Origin of the sequence: Streptomyces sp. NPDC051286 (assembly GCF_044455345.1) — a bacterium.
In the GTDB taxonomy this organism is placed as follows: Bacteria; Actinomycetota; Actinomycetes; order Streptomycetales; family Streptomycetaceae; genus Streptomyces.
Genome location: NZ_JBITER010000028.1, coordinates 73,563 through 99,431, shown reverse-complemented (window position 1 = coordinate 99,431; position 25,869 = coordinate 73,563). Strand labels below are relative to the sequence as shown.

21 protein-coding genes are annotated in these 25,869 nt (G+C 71.0%); 17 read left to right on the top strand and 4 right to left on the bottom strand.

Features of this window, described 5'->3' with window-relative positions:
* Positions 1 to 419 precede the first annotated feature (419 nt).
* The 3 genes from ACIBB8_RS25785 to ACIBB8_RS25775 all read left to right on the top strand — a co-directional run bounded on the left by ACIBB8_RS25785 (position 420) and on the right by ACIBB8_RS25775 (position 3,342).
* Positions 420 to 1,379, top strand: a complete 960-nt coding sequence (locus ACIBB8_RS25785; protein WP_398955910.1) for a FecCD family ABC transporter permease — start codon at positions 420 to 422, stop codon at positions 1,377 to 1,379.
* A gap of 5 nt (positions 1,380 to 1,384) precedes the next feature.
* On the top strand, positions 1,385 to 2,446 hold the full coding sequence (locus tag ACIBB8_RS25780) for a FecCD family ABC transporter permease (RefSeq protein WP_398955908.1): 1,062 nt from the start codon (positions 1,385 to 1,387) through the stop codon (positions 2,444 to 2,446).
* Between the two features lie 77 nt (positions 2,447 to 2,523).
* The gene (locus tag ACIBB8_RS25775; protein WP_398955906.1) at positions 2,524 to 3,342 is read left to right on the top strand and encodes an ABC transporter ATP-binding protein; all 819 of its coding nucleotides are present in this window, start codon (positions 2,524 to 2,526) and stop codon (positions 3,340 to 3,342) included.
* Between the two features lie 138 nt (positions 3,343 to 3,480).
* On the opposite strand, the gene ACIBB8_RS25770 is transcribed toward ACIBB8_RS25775, so the two are convergent.
* The gene (locus ACIBB8_RS25770; protein WP_366692728.1) at positions 3,481 to 3,828 is read right to left on the bottom strand and encodes an SCP2 sterol-binding domain-containing protein; all 348 of its coding nucleotides are present in this window, start codon (positions 3,826 to 3,828) and stop codon (positions 3,481 to 3,483) included.
* A gap of 54 nt (positions 3,829 to 3,882) precedes the next feature.
* On the opposite strand from ACIBB8_RS25770, the gene ACIBB8_RS25765 reads away from it, so the two are divergent.
* From ACIBB8_RS25765 to ACIBB8_RS25745, 5 genes are all read left to right on the top strand, one after another.
* Positions 3,883 to 4,170 (top strand): hypothetical protein, encoded by a 288-nt coding sequence (locus ACIBB8_RS25765; protein WP_366692737.1) that lies wholly within the window; start codon positions 3,883 to 3,885, stop codon positions 4,168 to 4,170.
* A 7-nt stretch (positions 4,171 to 4,177) separates the two neighbouring features.
* A complete protein-coding gene (locus tag ACIBB8_RS25760) occupies positions 4,178 to 4,993 on the top strand; it encodes a TlyA family RNA methyltransferase (protein WP_358858176.1) in 816 nt (271 codons plus the stop codon).
* A complete protein-coding gene (locus ACIBB8_RS25755; protein WP_327247138.1) occupies positions 4,990 to 5,895 on the top strand; it encodes an NAD kinase in 906 nt (301 codons plus the stop codon). Before ACIBB8_RS25760 ends, ACIBB8_RS25755 begins: the two co-directional genes overlap by 4 nt.
* Positions 5,896 to 5,990: 95 nt before the next feature.
* Positions 5,991 to 7,736, top strand: a complete 1,746-nt coding sequence (gene recN / locus ACIBB8_RS25750) for a DNA repair protein RecN (protein WP_398955892.1) — start codon at positions 5,991 to 5,993, stop codon at positions 7,734 to 7,736.
* Positions 7,737 to 8,021: 285 nt separating this feature from the next.
* Positions 8,022 to 9,122 (top strand): glycosyltransferase family 4 protein, encoded by a 1,101-nt coding sequence (locus tag ACIBB8_RS25745; RefSeq protein WP_398955890.1) that lies wholly within the window; start codon positions 8,022 to 8,024, stop codon positions 9,120 to 9,122.
* A gap of 43 nt (positions 9,123 to 9,165) precedes the next feature.
* Here ACIBB8_RS25745 and ACIBB8_RS25740 read toward each other — a convergent pair whose 3' ends face one another.
* The 3 genes from ACIBB8_RS25740 to ACIBB8_RS25730 all read right to left on the bottom strand — a co-directional run bounded on the left by ACIBB8_RS25740 (position 9,166) and on the right by ACIBB8_RS25730 (position 14,230).
* On the bottom strand, positions 9,166 to 10,809 hold the full coding sequence (locus ACIBB8_RS25740; protein ID WP_398955888.1) for a PucR family transcriptional regulator: 1,644 nt from the start codon (positions 10,807 to 10,809) through the stop codon (positions 9,166 to 9,168).
* Between the two features lie 95 nt (positions 10,810 to 10,904).
* Entirely contained in the window at positions 10,905 to 12,323 is a 1,419-nt protein-coding gene (locus ACIBB8_RS25735; RefSeq protein WP_398955886.1) for an FAD-binding oxidoreductase, read from the bottom strand.
* 104 nt (positions 12,324 to 12,427) lie between these two features.
* Positions 12,428 to 14,230 (bottom strand): glycoside hydrolase family 15 protein, encoded by a 1,803-nt coding sequence (locus ACIBB8_RS25730; RefSeq protein ID WP_398955903.1) that lies wholly within the window; start codon positions 14,228 to 14,230, stop codon positions 12,428 to 12,430.
* Between the two features lie 406 nt (positions 14,231 to 14,636).
* Here ACIBB8_RS25730 and ACIBB8_RS25725 point away from each other — a divergent pair, with 406 nt between their 5' ends.
* From ACIBB8_RS25725 to ACIBB8_RS25685, 9 genes are all read left to right on the top strand, one after another.
* Complete coding sequence (locus tag ACIBB8_RS25725) at positions 14,637 to 16,322, top strand: CTP synthase (RefSeq protein WP_398955884.1); 1,686 nt, start codon at positions 14,637 to 14,639, stop codon at positions 16,320 to 16,322.
* 89 nt (positions 16,323 to 16,411) lie between these two features.
* Positions 16,412 to 17,038, top strand: a complete 627-nt coding sequence (locus tag ACIBB8_RS25720; protein WP_398955882.1) for an NUDIX domain-containing protein — start codon at positions 16,412 to 16,414, stop codon at positions 17,036 to 17,038.
* A 330-nt stretch (positions 17,039 to 17,368) separates the two neighbouring features.
* Positions 17,369 to 19,432, top strand: coding sequence for a tetratricopeptide repeat protein (locus tag ACIBB8_RS25715; protein WP_398955880.1), 2,064 nt, complete (start codon positions 17,369 to 17,371; stop codon positions 19,430 to 19,432).
* A 143-nt stretch (positions 19,433 to 19,575) separates the two neighbouring features.
* Positions 19,576 to 20,691, top strand: a complete 1,116-nt coding sequence (gene ald, locus ACIBB8_RS25710) for an alanine dehydrogenase (protein WP_366692735.1) — start codon at positions 19,576 to 19,578, stop codon at positions 20,689 to 20,691.
* A 368-nt stretch (positions 20,692 to 21,059) separates the two neighbouring features.
* The gene (locus tag ACIBB8_RS25705; RefSeq protein WP_358858168.1) at positions 21,060 to 22,178 is read left to right on the top strand and encodes a ParA family protein; all 1,119 of its coding nucleotides are present in this window, start codon (positions 21,060 to 21,062) and stop codon (positions 22,176 to 22,178) included.
* Positions 22,175 to 22,780 carry a hypothetical protein gene (locus ACIBB8_RS25700; protein ID WP_398955901.1) on the top strand — a complete coding sequence of 202 codons (606 nt, stop codon included), beginning with the start codon at positions 22,175 to 22,177 and terminating at the stop codon, positions 22,778 to 22,780. Before ACIBB8_RS25705 ends, ACIBB8_RS25700 begins: the two co-directional genes overlap by 4 nt.
* Positions 22,781 to 22,923: 143 nt before the next feature.
* Positions 22,924 to 24,075: a segregation and condensation protein A gene (locus ACIBB8_RS25695; RefSeq protein WP_398955878.1), complete on the top strand. Its 1,152-nt coding sequence runs from the start codon at positions 22,924 to 22,926 to the stop codon at positions 24,073 to 24,075.
* A complete protein-coding gene (gene scpB / locus ACIBB8_RS25690; protein WP_398955876.1) occupies positions 24,072 to 24,728 on the top strand; it encodes an SMC-Scp complex subunit ScpB in 657 nt (218 codons plus the stop codon). The genes ACIBB8_RS25695 and scpB overlap by 4 nt, the downstream gene beginning before the upstream one ends.
* Positions 24,722 to 25,840 (top strand): pseudouridine synthase, encoded by a 1,119-nt coding sequence (locus ACIBB8_RS25685; protein WP_398955899.1) that lies wholly within the window; start codon positions 24,722 to 24,724, stop codon positions 25,838 to 25,840. Before scpB ends, ACIBB8_RS25685 begins: the two co-directional genes overlap by 7 nt.
* Positions 25,841 to 25,869 lie beyond the last annotated feature (29 nt).

The following is a 25,869-nucleotide window of genomic DNA, read 5'->3' as shown; positions in this document are numbered from 1 at the left end:
GGGCGGGCCTGGCGGCGTCTGGTGCGTGCGATCGCAAGGCGGAGGGTCACCCCGATACTGGGCGTATCGGGGCGAGCCCGACAACGCAGCGAGCGCGCGTGCCAGGCGTCGCCAGGCAGGCGGGACTTTCGAAACACGCCCTAGTCCGGCGGCAGCCTGAGGGTGCTGCGGGCGGGGCCTGGGCAACTGGGCGGGGGAGTCCGGGAGTTCGTCCAGGCGGCGGATCCTTTCGTGATGAATCGGGTGTATGCGGCGTTCCGTCGGGTGCGGGGAGCCGGACGGTTCGACAACTCAATAGGTTAGGCTAACCTAACCTCGTGTTGGTTGAGAGTCCGCCAGAGCCGAGCGCAGGTCCCAGGGCCGCGCCGGTGACATCCGCGCCCCCCGGGCGCCATGCGATCCGCGCCGTGGGGCTGTTGATCGCCGTGGTCGCGCTGGTGCTGGTATGCCTCGCGAGTATCGCGATCGGTGCCAAGGCGCTGCCCCTCGCCGATGTCTGGCATGGTCTGTTCCATGCCTCGGGGACCCAGGGCGATGTCCTCGTACGGGAAGTGCGCATCCCGCGGACCGTGCTCGGGCTGCTCGTCGGCACCGCGCTCGGCCTCGCCGGTGCGGTGATGCAGGCCCTGACCCGTAACCCACTGGCAGAACCCGGACTGCTCGGGGTCAACGCAGGAGCCTCGGCAGCTGTTGTGTCCGCGATCAGCTTCTTCGGTGTCACCTCGCTGACCGGGTATGTGTGGTTCGCGTTCCTCGGCGCCGCGGTCGTGTCGGTCGCGGTCTATCTGCTCGGTGGCAGCCGGTCCGCAACGCCTGTACGCCTCGCCCTCGCCGGGACCGCGGCAGGCGCCGCGCTGTTCGGCTATGTCAACGCCGTACAGCTGCTGGACGCGGCGGCGCTCGACCGCCTGCGGTTCTGGACGGTCGGGTCGCTGGCTTCGGCGAACATGGAGACCGTCGGCAAGGTGTGGCCGTTCATTGCGGTCGGTGTCGTCCTCGCACTGCTCATCGCCCGGCCGCTGAACGCCCTGGAGATGGGCGACGACACCGCCAGGGCGCTCGGCGCCCATCTGACCCGCACCCGCGTCCTCGCGATGCTCACCGTCACTCTGCTGTGCGGGGCCGCGACCGCCGCCTGCGGGCCGATCGTCTTCATCGGGCTGATGATCCCGCACCTGGTGCGCGCGATCACCGGCCCCGACATGCGGTGGATCCTGCCGTACGCGGCTGTGCTCGCGCCGGTGCTGCTGCTCGGCGCGGACGTGGTGGGGCGGGTGATCGCCCGACCGTCCGAGCTCCAGGTCGGCATCGTCACCGCGCTGCTCGGCGGTCCCGTCTTCATCCATCTCGTACGCCGCAAGAGGATGGCCCAGCTGTGAAGGCCATGAAGACCCGCACGAAGGGCGGAGCCGGCGCGGTCCGGGCCGTACGGACCGGCGGCGGGCTCTCCTTCCGGGTGGACGTCCGGGCGTTCGTGGTGATCGTGCTCCTGGCCGCAGTGGCAGCCGCGGCCGGCATCGTGCTCATCGGCAGCGGGGACTACGCGATGACGCCCGGCGAGGTCGTCAGCACGCTGTTCGGGCACGGCACCTTCCAGGAGCAGTTCATCGTCACGGACCTGCGCCTGCCGCGGGTCCTCGTCGGGCTCCTGGTCGGCGCGGCACTCGGGGTCGGCGGCGCCGTGTTCCAGACCATCTCCCGCAACCCGCTCGGCAGCCCCGACGTGCTCGGCTTCGGCCAGGGCGCCACGGTCGGTGCGCTGACGGTGATCGTCCTCTTTCAGGGCGGGGCCACCGCGGTCGCGGGCGGCGCCGTGGTCGGCGGGCTGCTCACCGGCGCCGCGGTGTACCTGCTGGCGTGGAAACGAGGGGTCCACGGCTACCGGCTGGTGCTCGTCGGCATCGGCACGGCCGCGATGCTCACCGCCGCCTCGCAGTATCTGATCACCAAGGCCGACCTGGTCGACGCGACCCGTGCCGTCGTTTGGATGACCGGCTCGCTCGACGGGCGCGACTGGGCGCAGGTCTGGCCGCTGCTCGCGGTGTGCGGCCTGCTCATTCCGCTGGTGCTCGGGCACGGGCGGGCGCTGCGCATGATGGAGATGGGTGACGACGCCGCGTACGCCCTGGGTGTACGGGTGGAACGCACCCGGCTCGTCCTGATGGGCTGTGCCGTGCTGCTCGTCGCCGTCGCCACCGCCGCGGCCGGGCCCATTGCATTCGTCTCGCTGAGTGCCCCGCAGCTGGCACGCCGGCTCACCCGATCGCCCGGGCCCAATCTGGCGCCCGCCGCCTTCATGGGGGCCGCTCTGCTGCTCGTCGCCGACTGGATCGCGATGGACGCCTTCGGCGACCGGCAGCTGCCGGTGGGTGTCGTCACCGGCGTGCTGGGTGGCTGCTACCTGTTGTGGCTGCTCGTCTCCGAGCGCAGGGCGGGGCGGATATGAGAACCCGTCGCACGGTGAATCCGCCCCGAAGGACCAGCCCATCGATGACCCGTCCCACCGACTCCCGGAGTACGACCATGCAGCGCCTCACCGCGGACTCGGTGACCCTCGGCTACGACCAGCGGGTCATCGCGGAGAACCTCTCGGTCGAGATCCCCGACAACTCGTTCACCGTGATCGTCGGCCCCAATGCCTGTGGGAAGTCCACGTTGCTGCGGGCACTGTCCCGGATGCTCAAGCCGAGCCTGGGGCAGGTGCTGCTGGACGGGCAGACGATCCATGCGATGCCCGCGAAGAAGGTCGCGAAGACCCTGGGGCTGCTGCCGCAGTCCTCGATCGCGCCCGACGGCATCACCGTCGCGGACCTGGTCGCACGCGGCCGGTATCCGCATCAGGGGCTGCTGCGGCAGTGGTCGCCGGACGACGAACGCATTGTCGAGGAATCGATGGTGTCGACCGGTGTCCACGAGCTGGCCGATCGCTATGTCGACGAACTGTCCGGCGGTCAGCGGCAGCGTGTCTGGATCGCGATGGCGCTTGCGCAGGAGACGCCGTTGCTGCTGCTCGACGAGCCGACGACGTACCTCGACATCCAGCACCAGATCGATGTCCTCGATCTGTGCGCGGAGCTGCATGAGACGCGCGGGCGGACGCTGGTCGCCGTGCTCCACGACCTGAACCACGCCGCGCGTTACGCCACGCATCTGATTGCCATGCGCGAGGGCGAGGTCATTGCCGAGGGGGCGCCGGGAGACGTGGTCACGGCGGAGCTGGTGGAGCGGGTGTTCGGGCTGCGGTGTCAGGTGATTGCTGATCCGGAGACGGGGACGCCGTTGGTGGTGCCGGCCGCGCGGCCCGCGCGGGGCGCGCGGGTTGTGGATTCGGTGCGGGCCTGAGCGTGGTTGCGCTGCCTGTCGGCGTGCCTTTCCTCGATCGCCGGACGGGCTTGATTCCGGCGGGCGTGATCGGTCAGCGCGGCAGGCCCAATGGTGTGGGTGTGGTCGGTCGCCCAAGGGCCTGGTGGGGTGGGGGTGCTACAGCAGTGTTCTGAGGCGCATGAGGTCTCGGATGCTTGCTTCCAGCCGGACCCGGCCCGAGGCCCAGGCCTTTGCGAAGCTCAGGTTCCCCTTCACCATGGCCACCAGGTCGTCGCCGTTCATCGCGAGCCGGATCTCGGCCTTCTCGCTCGGTGGGCCCTCGATCGTGTCGAGTACCTGGATCCGGCCATCCTTGAGACGGCCGGTGAAGGTGATCCCGAGGTCCTTGATGTGACAGCTCAGCGAGCGGTCCAGGGCAGCCGCGCTGCGCACGTTGCCCTCGGCCGTCTCGAGGTTGTCGGAAAGTGTGTCGAGTGCGCTGCGGCACTCCGCCATGGTCGCCATCGTGACCGACGGTACCCCAGGCCTTCGCGGTAGCGTTTCCGCATGAGCGACTTGATGCCGGAGCCCGGGGCGGCGCCCGGGGAATCGGCGGAGACGGCCGGCCCCGTACCCGAGCCCGCAGCCGCCGCGCCCCTCGGCGTCACGCGCACCCCCACCGGACACGCCGAGGTGGACGCGGGGCTGGAGCGGCTGGCCGATGCGGACCACCTCCCGGCGGAGGGACACATCGAGGTGTACGAGGATGTACACCATGGGCTGCGCGATGCGCTGACCGCGCTGGATGCCCGGCCCGCACCCGCACCGGTACCCGCACCGATGCCCCCGTACAACAACAGGAGCTGAACCGAACGTGGCAGGAGTGGCACGTCGCCGCCTCGACGCCGAGCTGGTACGCCGAAAGCTCGCCCGCTCACGCGAGCATGCGAGCCAGCTGATCGCCGCAGGGCGGGTGACCGTCGGCGGCAACACCGCGACCAAACCCGCCACCCAGGTCGAGACCAGCGCCGCAGTCGTCGTCATCAAGGACGACAGCGACCCCGAGTACGTCTCGCGCGGCGGGCACAAGCTCGCGGGCGCCCTCGCCGCCTTCGTACCCCTCGGGCTGAAGGTCGAGGGGCGGCGGGCACTGGACGCAGGGGCTTCGACCGGTGGGTTCACCGACGTACTGCTGCGGGCCGGAGCCGGTCATGTCGTTGCCGTCGACGTGGGCTACGGGCAGCTCGCCTGGTCGCTGCAGTCCGATGAACGCGTCACCGTCAAGGACCGTACCAACGTCCGTGAATTGACGCTGGAGGCGATCGACGGAGAGGCGGTGGACCTGGTGGTCGGCGATCTGTCGTTCATCCCGCTCGGGCTCGTCCTGCCTGCCCTGGCGCGCTGTGCCGCCCCCGACGCGGACCTGGTCCTGATGGTCAAGCCGCAGTTCGAGGTCGGTAAGGAGCGGCTGGGCAGCGGTGGCGTGGTGCGCAGCCCCGAGCTGCGGGCCGAAGCGGTACGGGAGGTGGCGCGCCGGGCCTGGGCGCTGGGGCTCGGAGTGCGCGGAGTGACCGCGAGCCCGCTGCCCGGGCCTTCCGGCAATGTCGAGTATTTTCTCTGGCTGCGGGCCGGAGCGCCCGAGCTGGATCCCGCGGATGTCGACCGTGCAGTGGCGGAGGGGCCTCGTTGACGACGAATGCGGCACGAACTGTCTTTCTTTTGGCACATACCGGCCGGCCGGCCGCGATCCGCAGCGCCGAACTCGTGGTGCAGGGGCTGCTGCGCAGCGGACTCGGGGTACGGGTCCTTGCCGCGGAGGCCGCAGACCTGCCGTTGCCGACGGCCGTGGAGACGGTCGACGACGCCACGCCCGCGGCCGTGGACGGCTGTGAGTTGCTGATCGTCCTCGGCGGGGACGGGACGCTGCTGCGCGGCGCTGAGATTTCCCGGGCCTCGGGGGTGCCGATGCTCGGTGTCAACCTCGGCCGGGTCGGCTTCCTCGCCGAGGCCGAGCGGGACGACCTGGACAAGGTGGTCGACCGGGTCGTCACCCGGGCGTACCGGGTCGAGGAGCGCATGACGATCGACGTCCTCGTGCACAGCAACGGCGACATCGTCCACACCGACTGGGCGATGAACGAAGCGGCCGTGCAGAAGGTGTCGCCCGAGCGGATGCTCGAAGTCGTCCTGGAGATCGACGGGCGCCCGGTCACCGGCTTCGGCTGCGACGGGATCGTCTGTGCGACGCCGACCGGCTCCACCGCGTACGCCTTCTCGGCGGGCGGGCCCGTGGTGTGGCCGGAGGTCGAGGCGCTGCTGATGGTCCCGATCAGTGCCCACGCCCTGTTCGCCAAGCCGCTGGTGACGTCGCCGACCTCGGTGCTCGCCGTCGAGGTCCAGCCGCATACCCCGCACGGGGTGCTGTGGTGCGACGGCCGCAGGACCGTGGAGCTGCCGGCCGGAGCACGGGTCGAGGTGCGGCGCGGGGCCGTGCCCGTACGGCTGGCGCGGCTGCACCAGGCCTCGTTCACGGACCGGCTGGTGGCGAAGTTCGCGCTGCCCGTCTCGGGGTGGCGGGGCGCGCCCCACTGATCGCGTCGGTGCCGTAGATCACGCCCTCCGGCGCACGGGAGAGTGAATCCGCGGCCGGGGTCCGTCGCACACCGGGGTCCGGACCTCGTAAGGTCGTGTCCGTGTTGGAGGAGATGCGGATACGGTCGCTCGGAGTCATCGACGACGCGGTGGTGGAGCTGTCACCCGGGTTCACCGCGGTGACGGGCGAGACCGGCGCGGGCAAGACCATGGTCGTCACCAGCCTGGGGCTGCTGCTCGGCGGGCGCGCCGACCCCGCCCTGGTGCGGATCGGCGCCAAGGCCGCCGTCGTCGAGGGACGGATCACCGTGTCCGCCGGTGACGCGGCCGCGGTACGGGCCGAGGAGGCCGGGGCCGAAATCGACGAGGGTGCGCTGCTGATCAGCCGTACCGTTTCCGCGGAAGGGCGCTCGCGCGCCCATCTCGGCGGACGGTCCGTGCCGGTGGGCGTACTCACCGAACTCGCCGACGAACTCGTCGCCGTGCACGGTCAGACCGACCAGCAGGGGCTGCTCAAACCCGCGCGGCAGCGGCAGGCCCTGGACCGGTACGCGGGCGACGGCGTCGCCGTGCCGCACGCCAAGTACGCGGCCGCGTACCGGCGGCTGCGCGCCGTCGTCACGGAGCTCGACGAGCTGACCACGCGCGCCCGCGAACGTGCCCAGGAAGCGGATCTGCTGCGCTTCGGACTGGGCGAGATCGCCGGCGTCGAACCGCTGCCCGGCGAGGACACCGATCTCGCCGCCGAGGCCGAACGGCTCGGTCACGCCGAAGCGCTCGCCTCCGCGGCCGCCCTCTCGCACGCCGCGCTCGCGGGCAACCCGGAGGACCAGGAGGCCGTCGACGCGACGACCGTCGTCGCCGCGGCCGGGCGGTCGCTCGACGCCGTCCGCGCCCACGACCCGGCGCTCGCCGCGCTCGCCGACCGGATCGGCGAGATCTCCATCCTGCTCGCCGATGTGGCGGGCGAACTGGCCGGGTACGCCGACCAGCTGGACGCCGACCCGCTGCGGCTCGCCGCGGTGGAGGAGCGGCGCGCCGCGCTCACCGCACTCACCCGCAAGTACGGCGAGGACATCGCCGCCGTGCTCGCCTGGGCCGAGGAAGGGGCGCGCCGGCTCACCGAACTCGAGGGCGACGACGACCGGATCGGCGAGCTGACGGCCGAACGGGACGCGCTGCGGGCCGAACTCTCCGGGCTCGGACAAGCGCTGACCGATGCGCGGACGGCGGCGGCGGCACTCTTCGCCGAAGCGGTGACCGAGGAACTGGCCTCCCTCGCCATGCCGCACGCCCGGGTCTCCTTCGACATCCGGCAGACCGACGCGGCGGACGAGGCGTCCGGCATCGACATCGGCGGGCGGAGCGTGCTCTACGGTCCGTCCGGCGCCGACGAGGTGGAACTGCTGCTGGCCCCGCACCCCGGCGCCCAGCCCCGGTCGATCGCCAAGGGCGCGTCGGGCGGTGAGCTGTCCCGGGTGATGCTCGCCGTCGAGGTGGTGTTCGCGGGCTCCGACCCCGTACCCACGTACCTCTTCGACGAGGTCGACGCGGGCGTCGGCGGCAAGGCGGCCGTCGAGGTCGGACGGCGGCTGGCGAAGCTCGCCAAGTCCGCGCAGGTGGTCGTCGTCACGCACCTGCCGCAGGTGGCGGCGTTCGCCGACCGGCAGCTGCTGGTCGAGAAGACGGTCGACGGGGCGGTGACCCGGAGCGGTGTCACGGTCCTGGAGGGCGAGGACCGGGTACGGGAACTGTCCCGGATGCTTGCGGGGCAGGAGGACTCGGAGACGGCGCGGGCGCATGCGGAGGAGCTGCTGGCCGCGGCGCGGGCGGACGGGTAGGCGGCGGGGTTCCTGGTCGCGGCGGTGTACGGGGACCGGATCAGCGGGCTTGCCCGGCGCTGCCGGATCGGTGACGTGCTGTCGGGGCGCTGACGCGTCGCCGGGAACCGGGTCACCGGCGTGGCACTATCGCACCGTTGTCCTCACCCGTCCGGGTGGTAACGCACGCCCGGTTGTCGCTGCGCACACCGGAACCACGGCTCCGAGGTGCCGGAACGTGCGTACGGACTGGCATCCTTGGCGGTGCACATACCGCCGACTCGGTAGCTCCGGGAGCCATTCAACGTGTCACAGCTGCGTACGGTCCAAGTCCTGGGCGGCGGCAGTGCGGGCAGCAGCGCTCACGTCAGTTCGCTGGCCGGGGGGCTGGTGGCGAGAGGCGTGCACGTCACCGTCTGCGCCCCGGCCGAGCTGGACCGCGCCTACGACTTCTCCGGTACGGGGGCCCGCTTCGTCCCCGTACCGCGGTGCAGCGACCCCGCCGCCGTCGCTGCCCTGCGGGGCGCCTGCGCGGGGGCGGACGTGGTCCATGCGCACGGGCTGCACGCCGCCGTACGCACCGGTCTTGCGCTCGGCGGGCGGCGCACCCCCCTGGTTCTGACCTGGCACACCCGGGCGTACGCCGAAGGTGCCCGCAGCCGGCTGCTCCACCTCCTGGAGCGAAGGGCCGCCCGGACGGCGGCCGTTGTGCTCGGTGCGTCGTCGGATCTGGTCGACCGGGCGCGGCGGCGAGGCGCGCGTGACGCGAGACTCGCGCCGGTCGTCATTCCCCTGTCGCGCATTCCCGCCGCTGTCCGCGACGATGGCAAGGTGCGGGCCGAACTCGGAGTGGTGGGGCGGTCGTTACTTGTCTCCATCGGCAGTCTGGTGCCGCATCACGGGTACGACACGCTGCTCGATGCGGCACGGATATGGCGTCAACTCGACCCCGTACCCCTGCTGGTCATCGCGGGGGAGGGGCGGGAGCGTGGTGCGCTCCAGCGGCGGATCCAGGACGAGGAACTGCCCATCAGGCTGATCGGGAGCCGTGACGACGTCGCCGAGCTTCTTGCCGTCGCCGATCTGGCCCTGCTGCCCAGCCGGTGGGAGGCGCGGTCGCCGGTGGCGCAGGAGGCGCTGCGGATGGGGGTGCCGTTGGTTGCCACGGCGGTGGGCGGAATGCCCGAACTGGTCGGGGAAGCGGCGGAACTTGTGCCGTACGGCAACGCGGAAGCCATGGCGCGGGTCGTTGTGCGGCTGCTGGGGGACCCGGCGGCTCGGGAGCGGATGGTCGGCGCGGGGCTTGCGCAGGCGGCGAGTTGGCCCACGGAGGACGAGACGATCGCGCAAGTCCTCAGTATCTACGACGAGTTGACTCAGCAGCTGGCGACCGGGCGGGGATGGTGAGGTGACGGCGGGGATGCCGGAGCGTCCCACGGCCGTCTTGCTCTCAGTCCCCTGATGCGCCCGGTTTGGCGTGGCGGCGGGCTCTCAGGGCCAAGCTAAGAGCCAGGACCGTCTGGGGGTCGTCCAGGTCGGTGCCAAGCAGCTCGCCGATGCGGGCCAGACGGTTGTAGAGGGTCTGGCGGTTCAGGTGCAGTTCGCGGGCCGTCTCCGCCTTGCGGCCCGCGTGGGCGAGATACGACTCCAGGGTGGGCAGCAGCGGCGGGCGCGAGGTGCGGTCGTGATCGCGCAGCGGGCCGATCGCCCGTTCCACGAACGCCGCCAGGTCCGGATGGTCCCGCAGCCGCCACAGCAGCAGGTCGATGTCCAGGCGCCGGGCGTCGTACCAGGGCCGGTTGCTGAGCCCCCGCGCGGCCGTCGCCGTCTCCGCCGCGTGCCGCAGTCCCGCCCCGGCCGCTGCCCAGCCGCCGGCGACCCCGACCACCACGACCGGCGGCTGCGTGCCCGCCCGTTCCAGCCCGGCCCGCTCGACGCCGGCCCGCAGCGCCGCCGCGACCCGGTCGGCCACCGCCGTACGCTCCGACTCGGACCGCAGGCCGAGCAGCAGCGGAACCCTGCCCTCCACGGGGCGGACGCCGAGCAGCACCGGCATGCCCACCGATGACAGCTCCTCCAGGACCGCGCGCGCCATCAGCGCCCAATTGCCCGACAGGGACAGCTCGGGGGCCAGTCGCATCACCACGGGCAGCAGCGGCGCCGCGCCCGGCTTGAAGCCCAGTACGCGGGCCTGCGCGGGTGCGTCCTCCGGAGCGATCCGGCCCTCCGCGAGGTCCGTCAGGAAGTCGCCGCGGCCGCGCGCGGCGAGTTCCTCCTCCTGGCGGGCCTGCATCAGCACCACGGCGAGGATGCCCGCCGCCCGCTCCGCCGCCATCCGGTGCACCGTCACCAGCGGCCCGGACACCGCGAGGAGCACCAGCCTGGCCCGTACCGAACCGGACCCGGGGCCGCCGCCCGGCACATCCACCAGCACCGCACCCGTGGGCGGTGCCTCGCGGGCCGCCCGGCCGCCGCGCATCCCGTCCCACACCTGGAGCGGATCGGCGGAGACCGGACCGGACTCGGTGCCCGCCGCGTACAGCAGCTGGCCGTCCGCCGTCTCCAGGAAAACCGGGTTGGCGGTGAAGTCCGCCAGGATGCCGAGCACCTGCGGGATCCCGCCGCCGCCGAGCAGCGCCTCCGTGCACCGCCGGTGCACGTCCTCGGCCTGCCGCAGCAGCGCGTAATGGCCGTTGACGATCTCGGTGTGGATCTCCTCGGTCACCGTCACGAACGGCACCTCGCGGTGCAGCTGCACGAGCGGCAGACCGGCTGCCCGCGCGGCGTCCACGATCGAGGCGGGCAGTCTGCTGAAGCGCGGCCCGAGCTCCACCACCAGGGCGGCGATCCCTCGGTCGGCGAGCCTGCGCACGAAGGTGCGCTGCTCGGCGGGGCGGGTGCCCAGCCCCAGACCGGTGGTGAGCAGCAGCTCACCGCCCTTGAGGAGGGACGCGATGTTCGGGACCTCGCCCGCGTGCACCCAGCGCACCGTGCGGTTCAGCCGGTCCGCGCCGGCCACCACCTCGGGGAGTCCGCTGCGCAGCCCCGGCAGCTCCAGGGCGCGCTGCACGGTGATTCCGCCTTGGTTCTCCACTGGTTCTGGCCTCGTGCTTCTGTTCGGGTCGGGCGGGCTGTCGTCCTGGTCAGGAAGGTACCGGCCGGGTGCTGCGGAGCCGTCGTCGGGGGAGTTCACCGGGCGGCGGCAGGTTCGACATTGTGGTTGAGGTGGAACATGTTGTCGGGGTCGTACGCGGCCTTGACCGCGGCGAGCCGGGCATGGTTCTCGGCGCCGAGTCCGGCGACGACCCGGCCCGAGCCCTCGCGCCCGATGAAGTTGAGGTAGACGGCGCCGGTGGACCAGGGGCGCACATCGGCGCGCACCTGACGTACCCACTGGCGGCCGCGCTCGTCGTCGGACGGGCTCTCCCAGACGCCGAACGGGTGTACGGCCCAGCGGGCGGTGCGCCACGGCAGCGGGTACTCGGCCGGGCCGCGGGCCACCGCGCCGCCCATCGGGAAGAGGGCGTGCTGCGAAGCGGAGGGGACGGGCATGTCGGCGGCACGGGAGCAGAACAGGTCCACCCCTTCGTCCGGGAGGGTGTCCAGGTACTCGGCGGACCAGTAGTTCCGCATCCCGGGCGGGGCGTCGAGCATGCACTGCAGGTCCGCGTACGGGATGTCGGTGATCACCTCGGACTCGTGGTCGAGGGCGAGCAGCGGCCCGGCCAGTTCCCGGGCCCGGGCCGACGGCCCGGTACAGGTGAGCAGGACGCCGCAGACGAGTGTGCCGACCAGATGCTCCGGTACGAAGTCCTCGGGCGGCCCGGTGATGTAGAGAAGGGCTCCGCCGGCCTCGTCCGGCGCGGAGGCCATCAGGTCCCGGTACGTACGCAGCACTTCGGGACCGGCCTCGGGGCGGTACAGCAGCAGCGCGAAGGACATCTCCGGCAGTTCGTGCAGGTCGACGGTGAGTGAGGTGGCGACGCCGAAGTTGCCGCCGCCGCCATGCAGTGCCCAGAACAGTTCAGGATTCTCGTCGAGGCTCGCGTGGACGGTGCTGCCGTCCGCGGTCACCAGCTCGGCGGCCAGCAGGTTGTCGCAGGCCAGACCGAATCTCCGCTCCAGCCAGCCGGAGCCGCCGCCTAGTGTGAAGCCGCCCACACCGGTGGTGGAGGCCCGGCCACCGGTGGTCGCCAGACCGTACGGCTGGGTGGCCCGGTCCAGATCGCTCATGGTCGCGCCGCCGCCGATGCGTGCCGCCTGGTCGTTCGGGGCGACCGTCACGCTGTTCATGCGGCGGAGGTCGACCACCAGTCCGCCGTCGGTGAGCGACATGCCCGCGACGCTGTGGCCGCCGCCACGGACCCCGATCTCCAGGCCGTGCTCACGGGCAAACCGGACCGACAGCGACACGTCCGCCTCCGACGCGCACTGGGCGACCACTGCGGGCCGCCGGTCGATCATGCCGTTGAAGATCATGCGCGCCTCGTCGTATCCGGCGTCCCCGGGTGCGAAGGCCTCGCCGGTGAGATCGCGGCGGAGACTGTCCAAGGCGAGGTCCGTCGTACCGGTGGCGTCGCTGGTGCCGGCGGTGCTGCGGGGCGTCATGATGCCCCCTTCCGAGGGCGTGACAGGTCAGTTCCATCGTAGGGCGGTTCCCGGACCGCACCGGCCCGGGAAGACCGCACTGCCATGCATCCGGCGGCCGGCGGTCAGCCGACGTAGGCCCCGCTCGCCGTCAGCCGCAGCGCCGTGTCGATCAGCGGCACATGGCTGAACGCCTGCGGGAAGTTCCCCACCTGCCGCTGCAGCCGCGGATCCCACTCCTCCGCGAGCAGTCCCAGGTCATTGCGGAGCGAGAGCAGCCGCTCGAAGAGCTGGCGTGCCTCGTCGACCCGTCCGATCATCGCCAGGTCGTCGGCCAGCCAGAACGAGCACGCCAGGAACGCGCCCTCGTCGCCCTCGAGACCGTCGACGCCCGCGTTCTCGCCCTTGGTGGGGTAGCGCAGCACGAAGCCGTCCTCCGTGGACAGCTCGCGCTGGATCGCCTCGATCGTGCCGATGACCCGCTTGTCGTCCGGGGGCAGGAAGCCCATCTGCGGGATCAGCAGCAGCGACGCGTCGAGCTCCCTCGACCCGTAGGACTGGGTGAAGGTGTTGCGTTCCTTGTCGTAGCCGTTTTCGCAGACAGCGCGGTGGATGGTGTCGCGCAGTTCCCGCCACCGCTCCAGAGGTCCCTCGATGTCCCCGGACTCGATCAGCTTGATGGTGCGGTCGACGGCGACCCAGGCCATGACCTTGGAGTGGACGAAGTGACGGCGCGGCCCGCGCACCTCCCAGATGCCCTCGTCCGGTTCGTCCCAGTGGTTCTCCAGGTACGAGATCAGCTTGAGCTGGAGGCCCGTCGCGTAGTCGTTGCGGGTCAGGCCCGTCATGTGGGCGAGGTGCAGCGCCTCGGTGACCTCGCCGTACACATCGAGCTGCAGCTGGCCCGCCGCGCCGTTGCCGACCCGGACCGGGCGTGAATTCTCGTAACCGGGCAGCCAGTCCAGCTCGGCCTCGCCCAGCTCGCGCTCGCCCGCGATGCCGTACATGATCTGCAGGTTCTCCGGGTCACCCGCGACCGCCCGCAACAGCCACTCGCGCCAGGCGCGGGCCTCCTCGCGGTAGCCGGTGCGCAGCAGCGAGGAGAGGGTGATCGCCGCGTCGCGCAGCCAGGTGTAGCGGTAGTCCCAGTTCCGCGAGCCGCCGATGTCCTCCGGCAGGGAGGTGGTCGGGGCGGCGACGATGCCGCCGGTCGGCGCGTACGTCAGTGCCTTCAGGGTGATCAGGGAGCGGACCACCGCCTCACGGTAGGGGCCGTGGTACGTGCACTGCTCGACCCACTCGCGCCAGAAGTCCTCCGTCGCCTCCAGCGACCCCTCGGGGTCCGGCAGTCCGGGCGGCTCGTGGTGCGAGGGCTGCCAGCTGACGGTGAAGGCGATCCGGTCTCCCGGCGCGACGGTGAAGTCGGAGTACGTCGTCAGGTTCTCGCCGTACGTGTCGGCGGGCGTGTCCAGCCAGACGGAGTCCGGGCCGGCGACCGCGACCGTACGGCCGTCGACCTTGTGCACCCACGGGATGACCCGCCCGTAGCTGAACCGCATGCGCAGCTCGGAGCGCATCGGCACCCGGCCGCTGATCCCTTCCACGATCCGGATCAGTTGCGGCGCGCCGTCACGCGGGGGCATGAAGTCGGTCACGCGGACCGTGCCGCGCGGCGTATCCCACTCCGACTCCAGGATGAGGGAGTCCCCGCGGTAGCGCCGCCGGGTTGCTGCCGGTGGCTCCGTCCCGGTCGCGTGCGCGGGGCCCAGGCGCCAGAAGCCGTGCTCCTCGGTACCCAGCAGTCCCGCGAAGATGGCATGCGAGTCGAAGCGGGGCAGACACAGCCAGTCGGCCGTGCCGTCCCGGCAGACCAGGGCAGCGGTCTGCATGTCTCCGATGAGTGCGTAATCCTCGATGCGCCCGGCCACGTGCATCTCCAGTCGAACGGCCATGTCGCCCCGTGGGGCGCTTACTGCGGGTCAAGAGGTCGTTGCAAGGGGTTGTTGTGGTGAGCCGAGGGCTCCAATGCCTCGCCCGGGGCGAGTGTCCGAGCAGGATACGACGCACGTGCATGATCCGCGCGACGGTCCCGGCAACACGTCTGCGCCGAACGGGTGGGGCGTGAAGGTGGTGCGGTGATTCTGTGCAACGAGTGTGCCGGGTGTGGCCGGAAGCGGGCTCCCTCAGTCGCTGATACCCTGGTAGCCCGTGGACCGGTGGTCGTCAGCAACAGCGGACGAGGCCCCCGAACCGCAGCGACGGCGCCTCCGAATGTCCGGATGGGAACGCCGGTACGCACCTCAAGATCCGCGACCACGGGAGCCCCCTTTGGCTATGCAGCCCACATCCACGACGACCAAGCACATCTTCGTCACCGGGGGTGTCGCCTCATCTCTCGGCAAGGGTCTGACTGCCTCCAGCCTGGGTGCCCTGCTCAAGGCGCGGGGCCTTCGGGTCACCATGCAGAAGCTCGACCCCTATCTGAACGTCGACCCGGGCACGATGAACCCGTTCCAGCACGGCGAGGTGTTCGTCACCAACGACGGCGCCGAGACCGACCTGGACATCGGCCACTACGAGCGCTTCCTCGACGTCGACCTCGACGGCTCCGCCAACGTCACGACCGGCCAGGTGTACTCGCAGGTCATCGCCAAGGAGCGGCGCGGCGAGTACCTCGGTGACACCGTGCAGGTCATTCCGCACATCACCAACGAGATCAAGCACCGTATCCGCCGCATGGCCACCGACGACGTCGACGTCGTCATCACCGAGGTCGGCGGCACGGTCGGCGACATCGAGTCGCTGCCGTTCCTGGAGACCGTCCGCCAGGTCCGTCACGAGGTCGGCCGGGACAACGTCTTCGTCGTGCACATCTCGCTGCTGCCGTACATCGGCCCGTCCGGCGAGCTCAAGACCAAGCCCACCCAGCACTCCGTCGCGGCGCTGCGCAACATCGGTATCCAGCCGGACGCCATCGTGCTGCGCGCCGACCGTGACGTGCCGACCTCCATCAAGCGCAAGATCTCGCTGATGTGTGACGTCGACGAGGCCGCGGTGGTCGCCGCCATCGACGCCAAGTCGATCTACGACATTCCGAAGGTGCTGCACACCGAGGGTCTGGACGCGTACGTGGTGCGCAAGCTCGACCTGCCGTTCCGCGATGTGGACTGGACCACCTGGGACGACCTGCTGGACCGCGTCCACAACCCCGACCACGAGGTCACCGTCGCGCTCGTCGGCAAGTACATCGACCTGCCCGACGCGTACCTCTCCGTCACCGAGGCCATCCGGGCCGGGGGCTTCGCGAACAAGGCCCGGGTCAAGGTCAAGTGGGTCGCCTCCGACGACTGCAAGACCCCGGCCGGTGCCGCCAGGCAGCTCTCCGACGTCGACGCCATCTGCGTTCCCGGCGGCTTCGGCGACCGCGGTGTCAACGGCAAGATCGGTGCCATTCAGTACGCCCGTGAGAACAAGGTGCCGCTGCTCGGCCTCTGCCTCGGCCTGCAGTGCATCGTGATCGAGGCGGCGCGCAACCTCGCCGAGATCCCCGACGCCAACTCCACCGAGTTCGACGCCGCCACCTCCCACCCCGTCATCTCGACGATGGAGGAGCAGCTCGCCTACGTCGAGGGCGCGGGTGACCTGGGCGGCACCATGCGGCTCGGCCTGTACCCGGCGAAGCTCGCCGAGGGCTCGGTGGTCCGTGAGGCGTACGGCGACCAGCCGTACGTGGAGGAGCGTCACCGCCACCGCTACGAGGTCAACAACACCTACCGCGCCGAGCTGGAGAAGAAGGCCGGTCTGGTCTTCTCCGGCACCTCGCCGGACAACAAGCTCGTCGAGTATGTCGAGTACCCGCGCGAGATCCACCCCTACCTGGTCGCCACCCAGGCGCACCCGGAGCTCCGTTCCCGCCCGACCCGCCCGCACCCGCTCTTCGCGGGCCTGGTGAAGGCGGCCGTCGAGCGCAAGGCGGGCACCCGGGCAGACAGCAAGCAGGGCGCCACGTCGGGCAAGTAGTCCGGCGGCAGGCAGGCGTTACCGTTGACCGGGGTACGGATCGATCGAGGGTCCGTACCCCGGTTTCTGTTTTTTGTGGGAGGACGTAGATGGTTATCCAGGACACGCCAGAAGAGTGGCAGGTCACTGCGACCGGGACCCCCTTCACGGGCAACAAGACCAGCGTCCGCACCGATGACGTGGTGATGCCCGACGGATCGGTCGTCCGCCGCGACTACCAGGTCCACCCCGGATCGGTCGCCGTGCTCGCACTCGACGACGCGGGCCGGGTCCTCGTACTGCGGCAGTACCGGCACCCCGTGCGCCACAAGCTCTGGGAGATCCCCGCCGGACTGCTCGACGTCCCCGGTGAGAATCCGCTGCACGCGGCGCAGCGCGAGCTCTACGAGGAGGCGTACGCCAAGGCCGAGGACTGGCGGGTGCTGACCGACGTCTACACCACGCCCGGCGGCTGCGACGAAGCCGTACGGATCTTCCTCGCCCGGAATCTCTCCGAGGCGGACGGTGAGCGCTTCGCGGTCTCCGAGGAGGAGGCCGACATGGAGCTGGCACGGGTGGAGCTGCCGGAGCTCGTACGGGGGGTGCTCGCCGGGGAGCTGCACAACAACTGCCTCGTGGTGGGTGTCCTCTCGCTCGCGGCGGTGCTCGCCGGTGACGGGATCGATTCGTTGCGGCCGGCCGAGGCGCCGTGGCCGGCCCGGCCGTTCGAGGTCTGACGGTCCATCAGGACACAGGTAAGAGTGCCCGGCAGTAGGCAGCGCGGGTGAAGGAGCGGGGCTGGGGTGCGTGCATCGCAAGGCGGAGGATTGAGCCAACGCGGAGCGTTGGTGATTGACGACAACGCCGCGAGGTGCGTGCGCCGGCCCCACGACGCCGCGAAGCCTACTGCCGGGCACTTTAAGTCTTCCGATCGGACGAACTGCTGATCCGATCGGGGGGTGCTCCCGCCGCGCTCCACTCTGAGGGCGCATACGCCTGAACTACGCTCGGAATGCCCTGCCCGGAGTCCCGGCGGGCAACGCGTGCAGCGAAGTGGAGCATGGCCCGTGACGGATCAGGCGGTGGGCGCCAGCGGCCCGGCGACGGCAGCGGGTACCGAGGAGCCGTCCGGCGCCGCACCATCCCGATTCTTCGGCCGCGAACGCGAGTTGAAGGCGCTGCGGGACGATATCGAACGTGCCGGGCTGGACACCCTGGCCGGCCGCAAGACCGCCCGTGCCCGGGTCCTGCTGATCGCCGGACGTCCCGGCTCCGGACGTACCGCACTCGCCGAGGAACTCGCCCGCGGGCTCATGGACTCCGGCGACTACCCCGACGGGCTGCTCCGGGTCCGGCTCACCGAACCCGGCGGCGCGCCCGTCCCGACCGAACGCACCGCACGCGAGCTCCTCGACCAACTGGGCGTCACCGGCCCGCCCGGCGCGGACGGTGACGAACTGTCCGAGATGGTCCGCGAGGCCCTCGCCGCGCGGAGCGCCCTGCTGCTGCTCGACGACGCGGCCGACGCCGAGCAGGTCGACCCGCTGCTGCCGGACAACCCGGACTGCCTCGTCGTCGCCACCGCGCAGGGCCCGCTGACCGGCATTCCCGGCGTCCGGCCCTGCACCCTCGGCGGTCTCGACGCGGGCTCCGCCGTCCAGTTGCTGGCCCGCACCATCGGCCAGGTCAGGATCACCGTCGACCCGAGGACCGCTGAGACCCTCGCCGAGGTGTGCGGCGGGCAGCCGGCCGCCCTGGTCATGATCGGCGGCTGGCTCGCCGCCCATCCGATGGCATCGGTCGCCGACGTCACCAAGCAGCTGCACGAGCTGCCGGACGACGACGAGCAGTCCACCGTTGCCCGCCCGCTGGCCCGTGCCTTCCGGATGGTCCACGAATCCCTGCCGCCGACCGCCGCTCGGATACTGCGCCTGCTCGCGCTCGCCCCGGCCGGACTCGCCGACGTCCACACCGCCTCCGCGCTGGCCGGCTGCTCGGTCTCGGCCGCCCAGTCGACCCTCGACGACTTCGTCCTGCTGGGCCTGCTGCGGACCAATGGCGCGGAGCTGTCGCAGTACGAGGTGCCCGGCTGCCTCGTCCCGTTGCTGCGCGCCCTGCTGGCGGACCGGGACCGGCCGGCCGAGATCCAGCTGGCCCGGGCCCGGATGCTGGAGCGGACCGTACGGCAGCTGCAGTCCTGCCGGGCGGTCACCGAGCCGGAGGGCTCTCCGGCCGGCAAGAAGCTCGCCGGGCTGCCGCGCTCGCTGCGCTTCCCGCATCCCGAAGCGGCCGCCGCCTGGCTGCGGATCCGCCGGCCCGCTCTGCTCGCCTCCGCCCGGATCGCCGTCGAGGACGGTGAACTCGACACCCTGGCACGGCGGTTGGTGGCCGCGCTGGTGCGGGCGCTGGCCGTGCACCAGGGTACCGAGGCCGCCGCACCCGATCTGTACGGGCTGCACGGACTGGTCCTGGCCGTCGCCGAGCGGCGCGAGCTGCCCCGTGAGCAGGCTGCCGCGCTGCTCAATCTCGCCGATCTGGATGCCAGGACCGGGCGTACGAAGGAGGCGCTGAACCGATACCGGGCCGCGCTGGACGCCGGGCGGGCGGCGAAGGACCCGTACGCGACCGGCAGGGCGATGGAATCCGTAGGCGGCGCCTACGCCGAGCTGGGGGACTTCCACCGGGCCTCCGACTGGTTCGGCCGGGCGCTCGCGCAGCGGCTCACTCAGGGCGAGCGTGCCGACGAGGCGCGGTTGTACGGGCGGCTCGGCGCTGTCCACACCTATGCCGGGCGGTACGGTGAGGCGCTGCGGAACTGGCGGGCCGCGGCCGCCGGGTACCGCAGGCTCGGCGACCTGCCGGCCCAGGCGCGGGCGCTCAGTGAGGCCGCGCGGGTGCAGGAGTACGCGGGGCGGCCGCAGGAGTCGCTGCAGACCTGCCAGGAGGCCGTGGAGTGGGCGCGGCAGGCGAAGGACGTACGCCTGCAGGCGGCGCTGGAGCTCCGGCTGGCCGACACCCTCGAACGGCTCGGAGACCCCGCTGCGGCCCGGCTGCACCGCGGTATGGCGGGCAGGCTACTGGGCGAGAATGGCTCTACCTACGAAATCCGCAGTGTGTCGGCAGAAAATTAATGCTTTGTAAGGCTAGACAGCAGGAAGCCCTTCATTAGACTGGTCTTACCGCGAACCTCCGTGGTGTCTCCATTTACACTAAGTGTGTCCGGGTATGTACCGCTGTGCCCGAGTAACCCTCTGAGTCAAGGACCGTGATCGACGTGAAGGTCGGCATCCCCCGCGAAGTCAAGAACAACGAGTTCCGCGTGGCCATCACGCCCGCCGGTGTGCATGAGCTCGTCCGCAACGGCCACCAGGTCGTCGTCGAGCAGAACGCCGGCGTCGGGTCCTCGATCACGGACGAGGAGTACGCCGCCGCCGGTGCGCAGATCCTGCCCACCGCCGACGAGGTCTGGGCCACGGCCGACCTGCTGCTGAAGGTCAAGGAGCCGGTTGCCGAGGAGTACCACCGCCTCCGCAAGGACCAGACGCTCTTCACCTACCTGCACCTCGCCGCCTCCCGCGAGTGCACGGACGCGCTGCTGGAGTCCGGTACCACCGCCATCGCGTACGAGACCGTCGAGACCGCGAACCGTGCACTCCCGCTGCTCGCGCCGATGTCCGAGGTCGCGGGCCGCCTGGCCCCCCAGGTCGGCGCCTACCACCTGATGCGCTCGGTCGGCGGCCGTGGCGTGCTGCCGGGCGGTGTCCCGGGCACTGCCCCCGGTGAGGCGGTCGTCATCGGCGGCGGTGTCTCCGGCTGGAACGCCACGCAGATCGCCGTCGGGCTCGGCTTCCACGTCACGCTGCTCGACAAGGACATCAACAAGCTGCGCGAGGCCGACAAGGTCTTCGGCACCAAGGTCAAGACCGTCGTCTCCAACGCCTTCGAGCTGGAGAAGGCCGTCGTCGAGGCCGACCTCGTCATCGGTGCCGTGCTGATCCCCGGCGCGAAGGCCCCGAAGCTGGTCACCAACGAGCTCGTCGCCAAGATGAAGCCCGGAAGTGTACTTGTCGACATTGCAATCGATCAGGGTGGTTGCTTCGAGGACTCGCACCCGACGACGCACGCCGACCCGACCTTCACGGTCCACAACTCGGTCTTCTACTGCGTCGCCAACATGCCCGGCGCGGTGCCGAACACCTCCACGTACGCGCTCACCAACGCGACACTGCCGTACATCCTGGAGCTCGCGAACCGCGGCTGGGTCGAGGCGCTGCGCCGCGACGCCGCGCTCGCGAAGGGCCTCAACACCCATGAGGGCCAGGTTGTTTACCGCGAGGTGGCGGAGGCGCACGGCCTGGAGCACGTCGAGCTGAGCACCCTTCTCGGCTGACGAGTCAACGCATCCCGTCAACCCCGCACGTCCGGCCGGACCTTGCCGAGCAAGGTCCGGCCGGACGTGTGTCGGCCCCCGCGAGGCCTTCGCGCAACTTGCGCTGAATGTAACCCTTTGCCCGTTTCATGCAGTTGTGAAATGTGCGCCGGAATGACTGCGCACCCTTGACAGGGGGGTGTCCGATTGCCGACACATCGGGCCGGGTCCGGCGGATTGTGTTGCTGCGAACCGGTGACACGCCATAGAGTCGCCAATCGTCGGCATGGTGTCACGCTGACCTATCGATAAGTTTCCTGGTCACGTCCAAGGAGGTAAGACGACTTGTGAATGAGTCGACATTTACTCCCGGGGGTGTTCAACCAGGGATGCCTGCACGGGGCCAGAGCCCGAACGGGCTGGAGGCTGTCGGCTCCGTCGCTGTCCGCACCTTCGCCACCCACCAGCACATGACGACAGCCCCCCAGATGATGGACGGCCTAAACGTGAACGCCATGGCCGGCAACGAGAGTGGCCGAGAGACCGCCCACTTCGCCGACTTCGACGAGGTGCCCCAGGGGCACTTCTACGACCCCGACGCCGAGTACGAGCCCGATCCGGAGTACGCGGCCACCCTCGCGCCCGACGCTGCCCGCCAGCGCCGCGAGCGGATCGGCCCGACCGGCCGGCCCCTGCCCTACTTCCCGATCCCGGGTCCGCTGACCGACCACGGTCCCGCGAAGATCATCGCGATGTGCAACCAGAAGGGCGGTGTCGGCAAGACCACGTCGACCATCAACCTGGGTGCCGCACTCGCGGAGTACGGACGCCGTGTCCTGCTCGTCGACTTCGACCCGCAGGGCGCCCTGTCCGTCGGTCTCGGCGTCAACCCGATGGAGCTTGACCTCACGGTCTACAACCTGCTCATGGAGCGGGGCATGTCGGCCGACGAGGTCCTCCTGAAGACCGCCGTGCCCAACATGGACCTGCTCCCGAGCAACATCGACCTGTCGGCTGCCGAAGTGCAGCTGGTCAGCGAGGTGGCCCGGGAGTCCACGCTGCAGCGCGCCCTGAAGCCGCTGATGGCCGACTACGACTACATCGTGATCGACTGTCAGCCCTCGCTGGGCCTGCTCACGGTGAACGCCCTGACGGCCGCTCACAAGGTGATAGTGCCGCTCGAGTGCGAGTTCTTCGCTCTGCGCGGCGTGGCACTGCTCACCGAGACCATCGAGAAGGTCCAGGAGCGGCTCAACCCGGAGCTGGAGCTCGACGGCATCCTTGCGACCATGTACGACTCCCGTACGGTGCACAGCCGCGAGGTGCTCGCGCGGGTCGTCGAGGCCTTCGACGAGCACGTTTACCACACGGTGATCGGGCGCACGGTGCGTTTCCCGGAGACCACGGTCGCTGGTGAGCCCATCACTACGTACGCCTCCAACTCGGTCGGTGCCGCCGCCTATCGCCAGCTCGCCAGGGAGGTGCTCGCCCGGTGTCACGCCGAGTGAGTCTGCCCGGGGCCGACGAACTGTTCCGTACCACCGGGGGGATGGGGTTGCAGTCCTCGTCCCCCGCGGACCGGCGGCGCAAGGCGAACGGCGAGGCGCGGGTACCGGCTCCGGCCGGTGAGAACGAGACCGCGGCGGACAGCTCCGGAGCGACCGGGGGAGCGGCCGAGGCCGACGCCGTACACCCTCAGGAGGAGCACGCGCCGGCGGAGGCCGACGCGGGGGATTCCCACAGCCGCGGCAACGACAGTGACCGGGTGGCCGTGGCCGCGCAGGCGGCCCGCCGCCCCTCGGCCTCCTCCCCTTCCGCGGCCGCGCAGCAGGAGGCCGTTCCGGTCGTCCAGCAGCAGCGCAGGCGCGGAGGCGGGCGCGGAGCGAACCGGCGGCCCAGCGGCCGGGAACGCCACGACGAGAAGATCACCGTCTATGTCTCCGCCGAGGAACTGATGGACCTCGAGCACGCGCGGCTCGTGCTGCGCGGCGAGCACGGGCTCGCCGTCGACCGCGGGCGGATCGTCCGTGAGGCGGTCGCGGTGGTCCTCGCGGACCTGGAGGCGCGGGGCGACGCGAGCATCCTCGTACGGCGGCTGCGCGGCCGCTGACCGGCGGGGCGCCGGTAGCCTGCCCGGAGAGCCGCGCTGCTCAGCGGGCGGACCGTACCGCAGCGGCCGCCGCCGACCGGCGGTCCGGCCCGTCCTGAACGGGCTGCTGCCCGCCCCCGTATCCCGCCGCACCCTGGACCTCCATGCCGACGAACGACGAGCCCGCCCGCACGCCCCGGCGCCCCCTGGGGCGTGGTCCGGGGGGCCGGCCTGCGCCGGGTGCGGAGGAGCCGTCGGTGACCGGATGGCCGGGGGAGCCAGGCGCCCCGGCCATGCCGCCCGCCGCGCTCCTCCCCGTCACCGGGACCACGGAGTCCTCTGCGGTCACATATGGCGACGTGACGTCGGCGCACGGCGAGCGGGCGGCCGCGGCGGACGGGCACGGCACCGCGTCCGCGGACGCCGACGGCCCCGCTGCCGCCAGAGAGCCTGCGGCGCTCGCAGAGCCCGCGGAGCTGGAGCTGCGGGATCCCGCTGGGCCCGCGGAACCCGCGGGCGACGCGCGGTTCACCGTTCGGCTCGCCAACTTCGAGGGACCGTTCGATCTTCTTCTGCAGCTCATCTCCAAGCACAAGCTCGATGTGACCGAAGTCGCTCTCTCCAAGGTCACGGATGAGTTCATGGCCCACATCCGGGCCATGGGGCCGGACTGGGATCTCGACCAGACCACCGAGTTCCTTGTCGTCGCCGCGACCCTGCTCGATCTCAAGGCGGCCCGGCTGCTGCCCGCCGCCGAGGTCGAGGACGAGGCGGATCTGGCGCTGCTCGAAGCGCGTGACCTGCTCTTCGCGCGGCTCCTGCAGTACCGCGCGTACAAACGCATCGCGGAAATCTTCAGCGCCCGGCTCGAGTCGGAGGGACGGCGTTTTCCACGGACCGTCGGGCTGGAGGCGCACCATGCCGACCTGCTGCCCGAGGTGGTCATCAGCATCGGCGCCGAGGGGTTCGCCAGGCTCGCCGTGAAGGCGATGCAGCCCAAGCCCAAGCCGCAGGTGTACGTCGATCACATCCACGCCCCGCTGGTCAGCGTGCGGGAGCAGGCCGAGATCGTGGTGGCGAGGCTGCGAGAGGCGGGGGAGATCAGTTTCCGGCAGCTCACCGAGGACGCCGCGGACACCCTCACCGTCGTCGCCCGGTTCCTCGCGCTGCTGGAGCTGTACCGGGAGAAGGCCGTCACCCTCGACCAGGAGGAGGCGCTCGGCGAGCTCATGGTGCGCTGGTCCGGGGGAACGGATGCCTCACCGAGGGTGACGGACGAGTTCGACCAGGATGTCCAGGAGGACGCAGAGGCATGACTGAGCGCAGCGAGCAGGACAGCATCGGTGCCACCGTCGCGGATCTTGAACTCAAGCCTGCCCTGGAGGCGGTCCTGATGGTCGTCGACGAGCCCGCCACCGAGGAACACCTGGCCAAGGTGCTGGAGCGGCCCCGGCGGGCCGTTGCCGATGCGCTGCGGGAGCTGGCCGACGAGTACACCGTGCAGCGCCGCGGTTTCGATCTCCGGCTGGTCGCGGGCGGCTGGCGCTTCTACACGCGCCCGGAATACGCGGAGGCCGTCGAGGGCTTCGTGCTGGACGGCCAGCAGTCCCGGCTCACCCAGGCCGCTCTGGAGACCCTGGCAGTGGTCGCGTACCGCCAGCCGGTCAGCCGCTCACGCGTCTCCGCTGTGCGCGGTGTGAACTGTGACGGCGTGATGCGGACCCTCCTGCAGAGGGGCCTGGTAGAGGAAGCGGGCGCGGAACCCGAAACAGGTGCGATCCTGTACAGGACGACGAACTACTTTCTGGAGCGGATGGGCCTGCGCGGCCTGGATGAGCTCCCGGAGCTCGCGCCCTTCCTCCCCGAGGCGGACGCGATCGAGGCTGAGACGCTAGAGGGTGTGCCGTCGTTCGATCCGGACGCACCGGACACCCCGGATACTCACGCAGACGACAAGACGGAATTTTGATGCGAAGCAGTGGCAGGAACAGCGGCAGCGGCAAGAGCGGCGGCAACCGGAACCCCCGGGGTGGCGGCGCCGGGCGTGACGACAGGCAGGACCAGCGTCCCCGCCGGCCCCGGCCCGAGGAGCGCCGCTACGACGTGGGCGGCACGACCGGTGCCGGCGAGAAGAGCGGCGACGGCCCCCGCAAGGGCCGCGGCGCCGCGGCGCGCGGTGGCGCCAAGGGCGGGCCGAAGACCGCGCAGGGCGGCGGCAGGAGCGGCGGCCCGCGACGTGGACCGCAGGGCGCCCCGTCCCGTCCGCGCGAGCTCGACGCCAAGATCGAGCAGCGCAACCGGGACAGGTACGCGAACAAGCCCGACATCAGGACGCCCAAGACGTTCCCGGGCGCCGAGCAGGAGGGTGAGCGCCTGCAGAAGGTCCTCGCCCGCGCCGGCATGGGCTCGCGCCGCGCGTGCGAGGAGCTGATCGAGCAGTCCCGTGTCGAGGTCAACGGGCAGATCGTCGTCGAGCAGGGCATGCGCGTCGATGTGCACAAGGACGAGATCAAGGTCGACGGTCTGACCGTCGCCGCCCAGTCGTATCTCTTCTTCGCGCTGAACAAGCCCGCCGGTGTCGTCTCCTCGATGGAGGACCCGGACGGCCGCCAGTGCCTCGGCGACTACGTCACCAACCGTGAGACGCGTCTCTTCCACGTCGGCCGGCTGGACACCGAGACCGAGGGCATCATCCTGCTCACCAACCACGGCGAGCTGGCCCACCGTCTCACCCACCCCAAGTACGGCGTGAAGAAGACCTACCTGGCCGCCATCCAGGGACCGCTCCCGCGCGAGCTGGGCAAGCGCCTCAAGGACGGCATCCAGCTGGAGGACGGGTACGCCCGCGCCGACCACTTCCGGGTCGTCGAGAACACCGGCAAGAACTACCTGGTCGAGGTGACCCTCCACGAGGGCCGCAAGCACATCGTCCGCCGCATGCTGGCCGAGGCGGGCTTCCCGGTCGAGCGGCTCGTACGGACGTCCTTCGGGCCGATCCCGCTGGGCGACCAGAAGTCCGGCTGGCTCCGCCGCCTCACCAACACCGAGGTCGGCATGCTGATGCGGGAGGTCGGTCTCTAGGACCCCTTCGCCCGCGGCTCCGTCCGCTC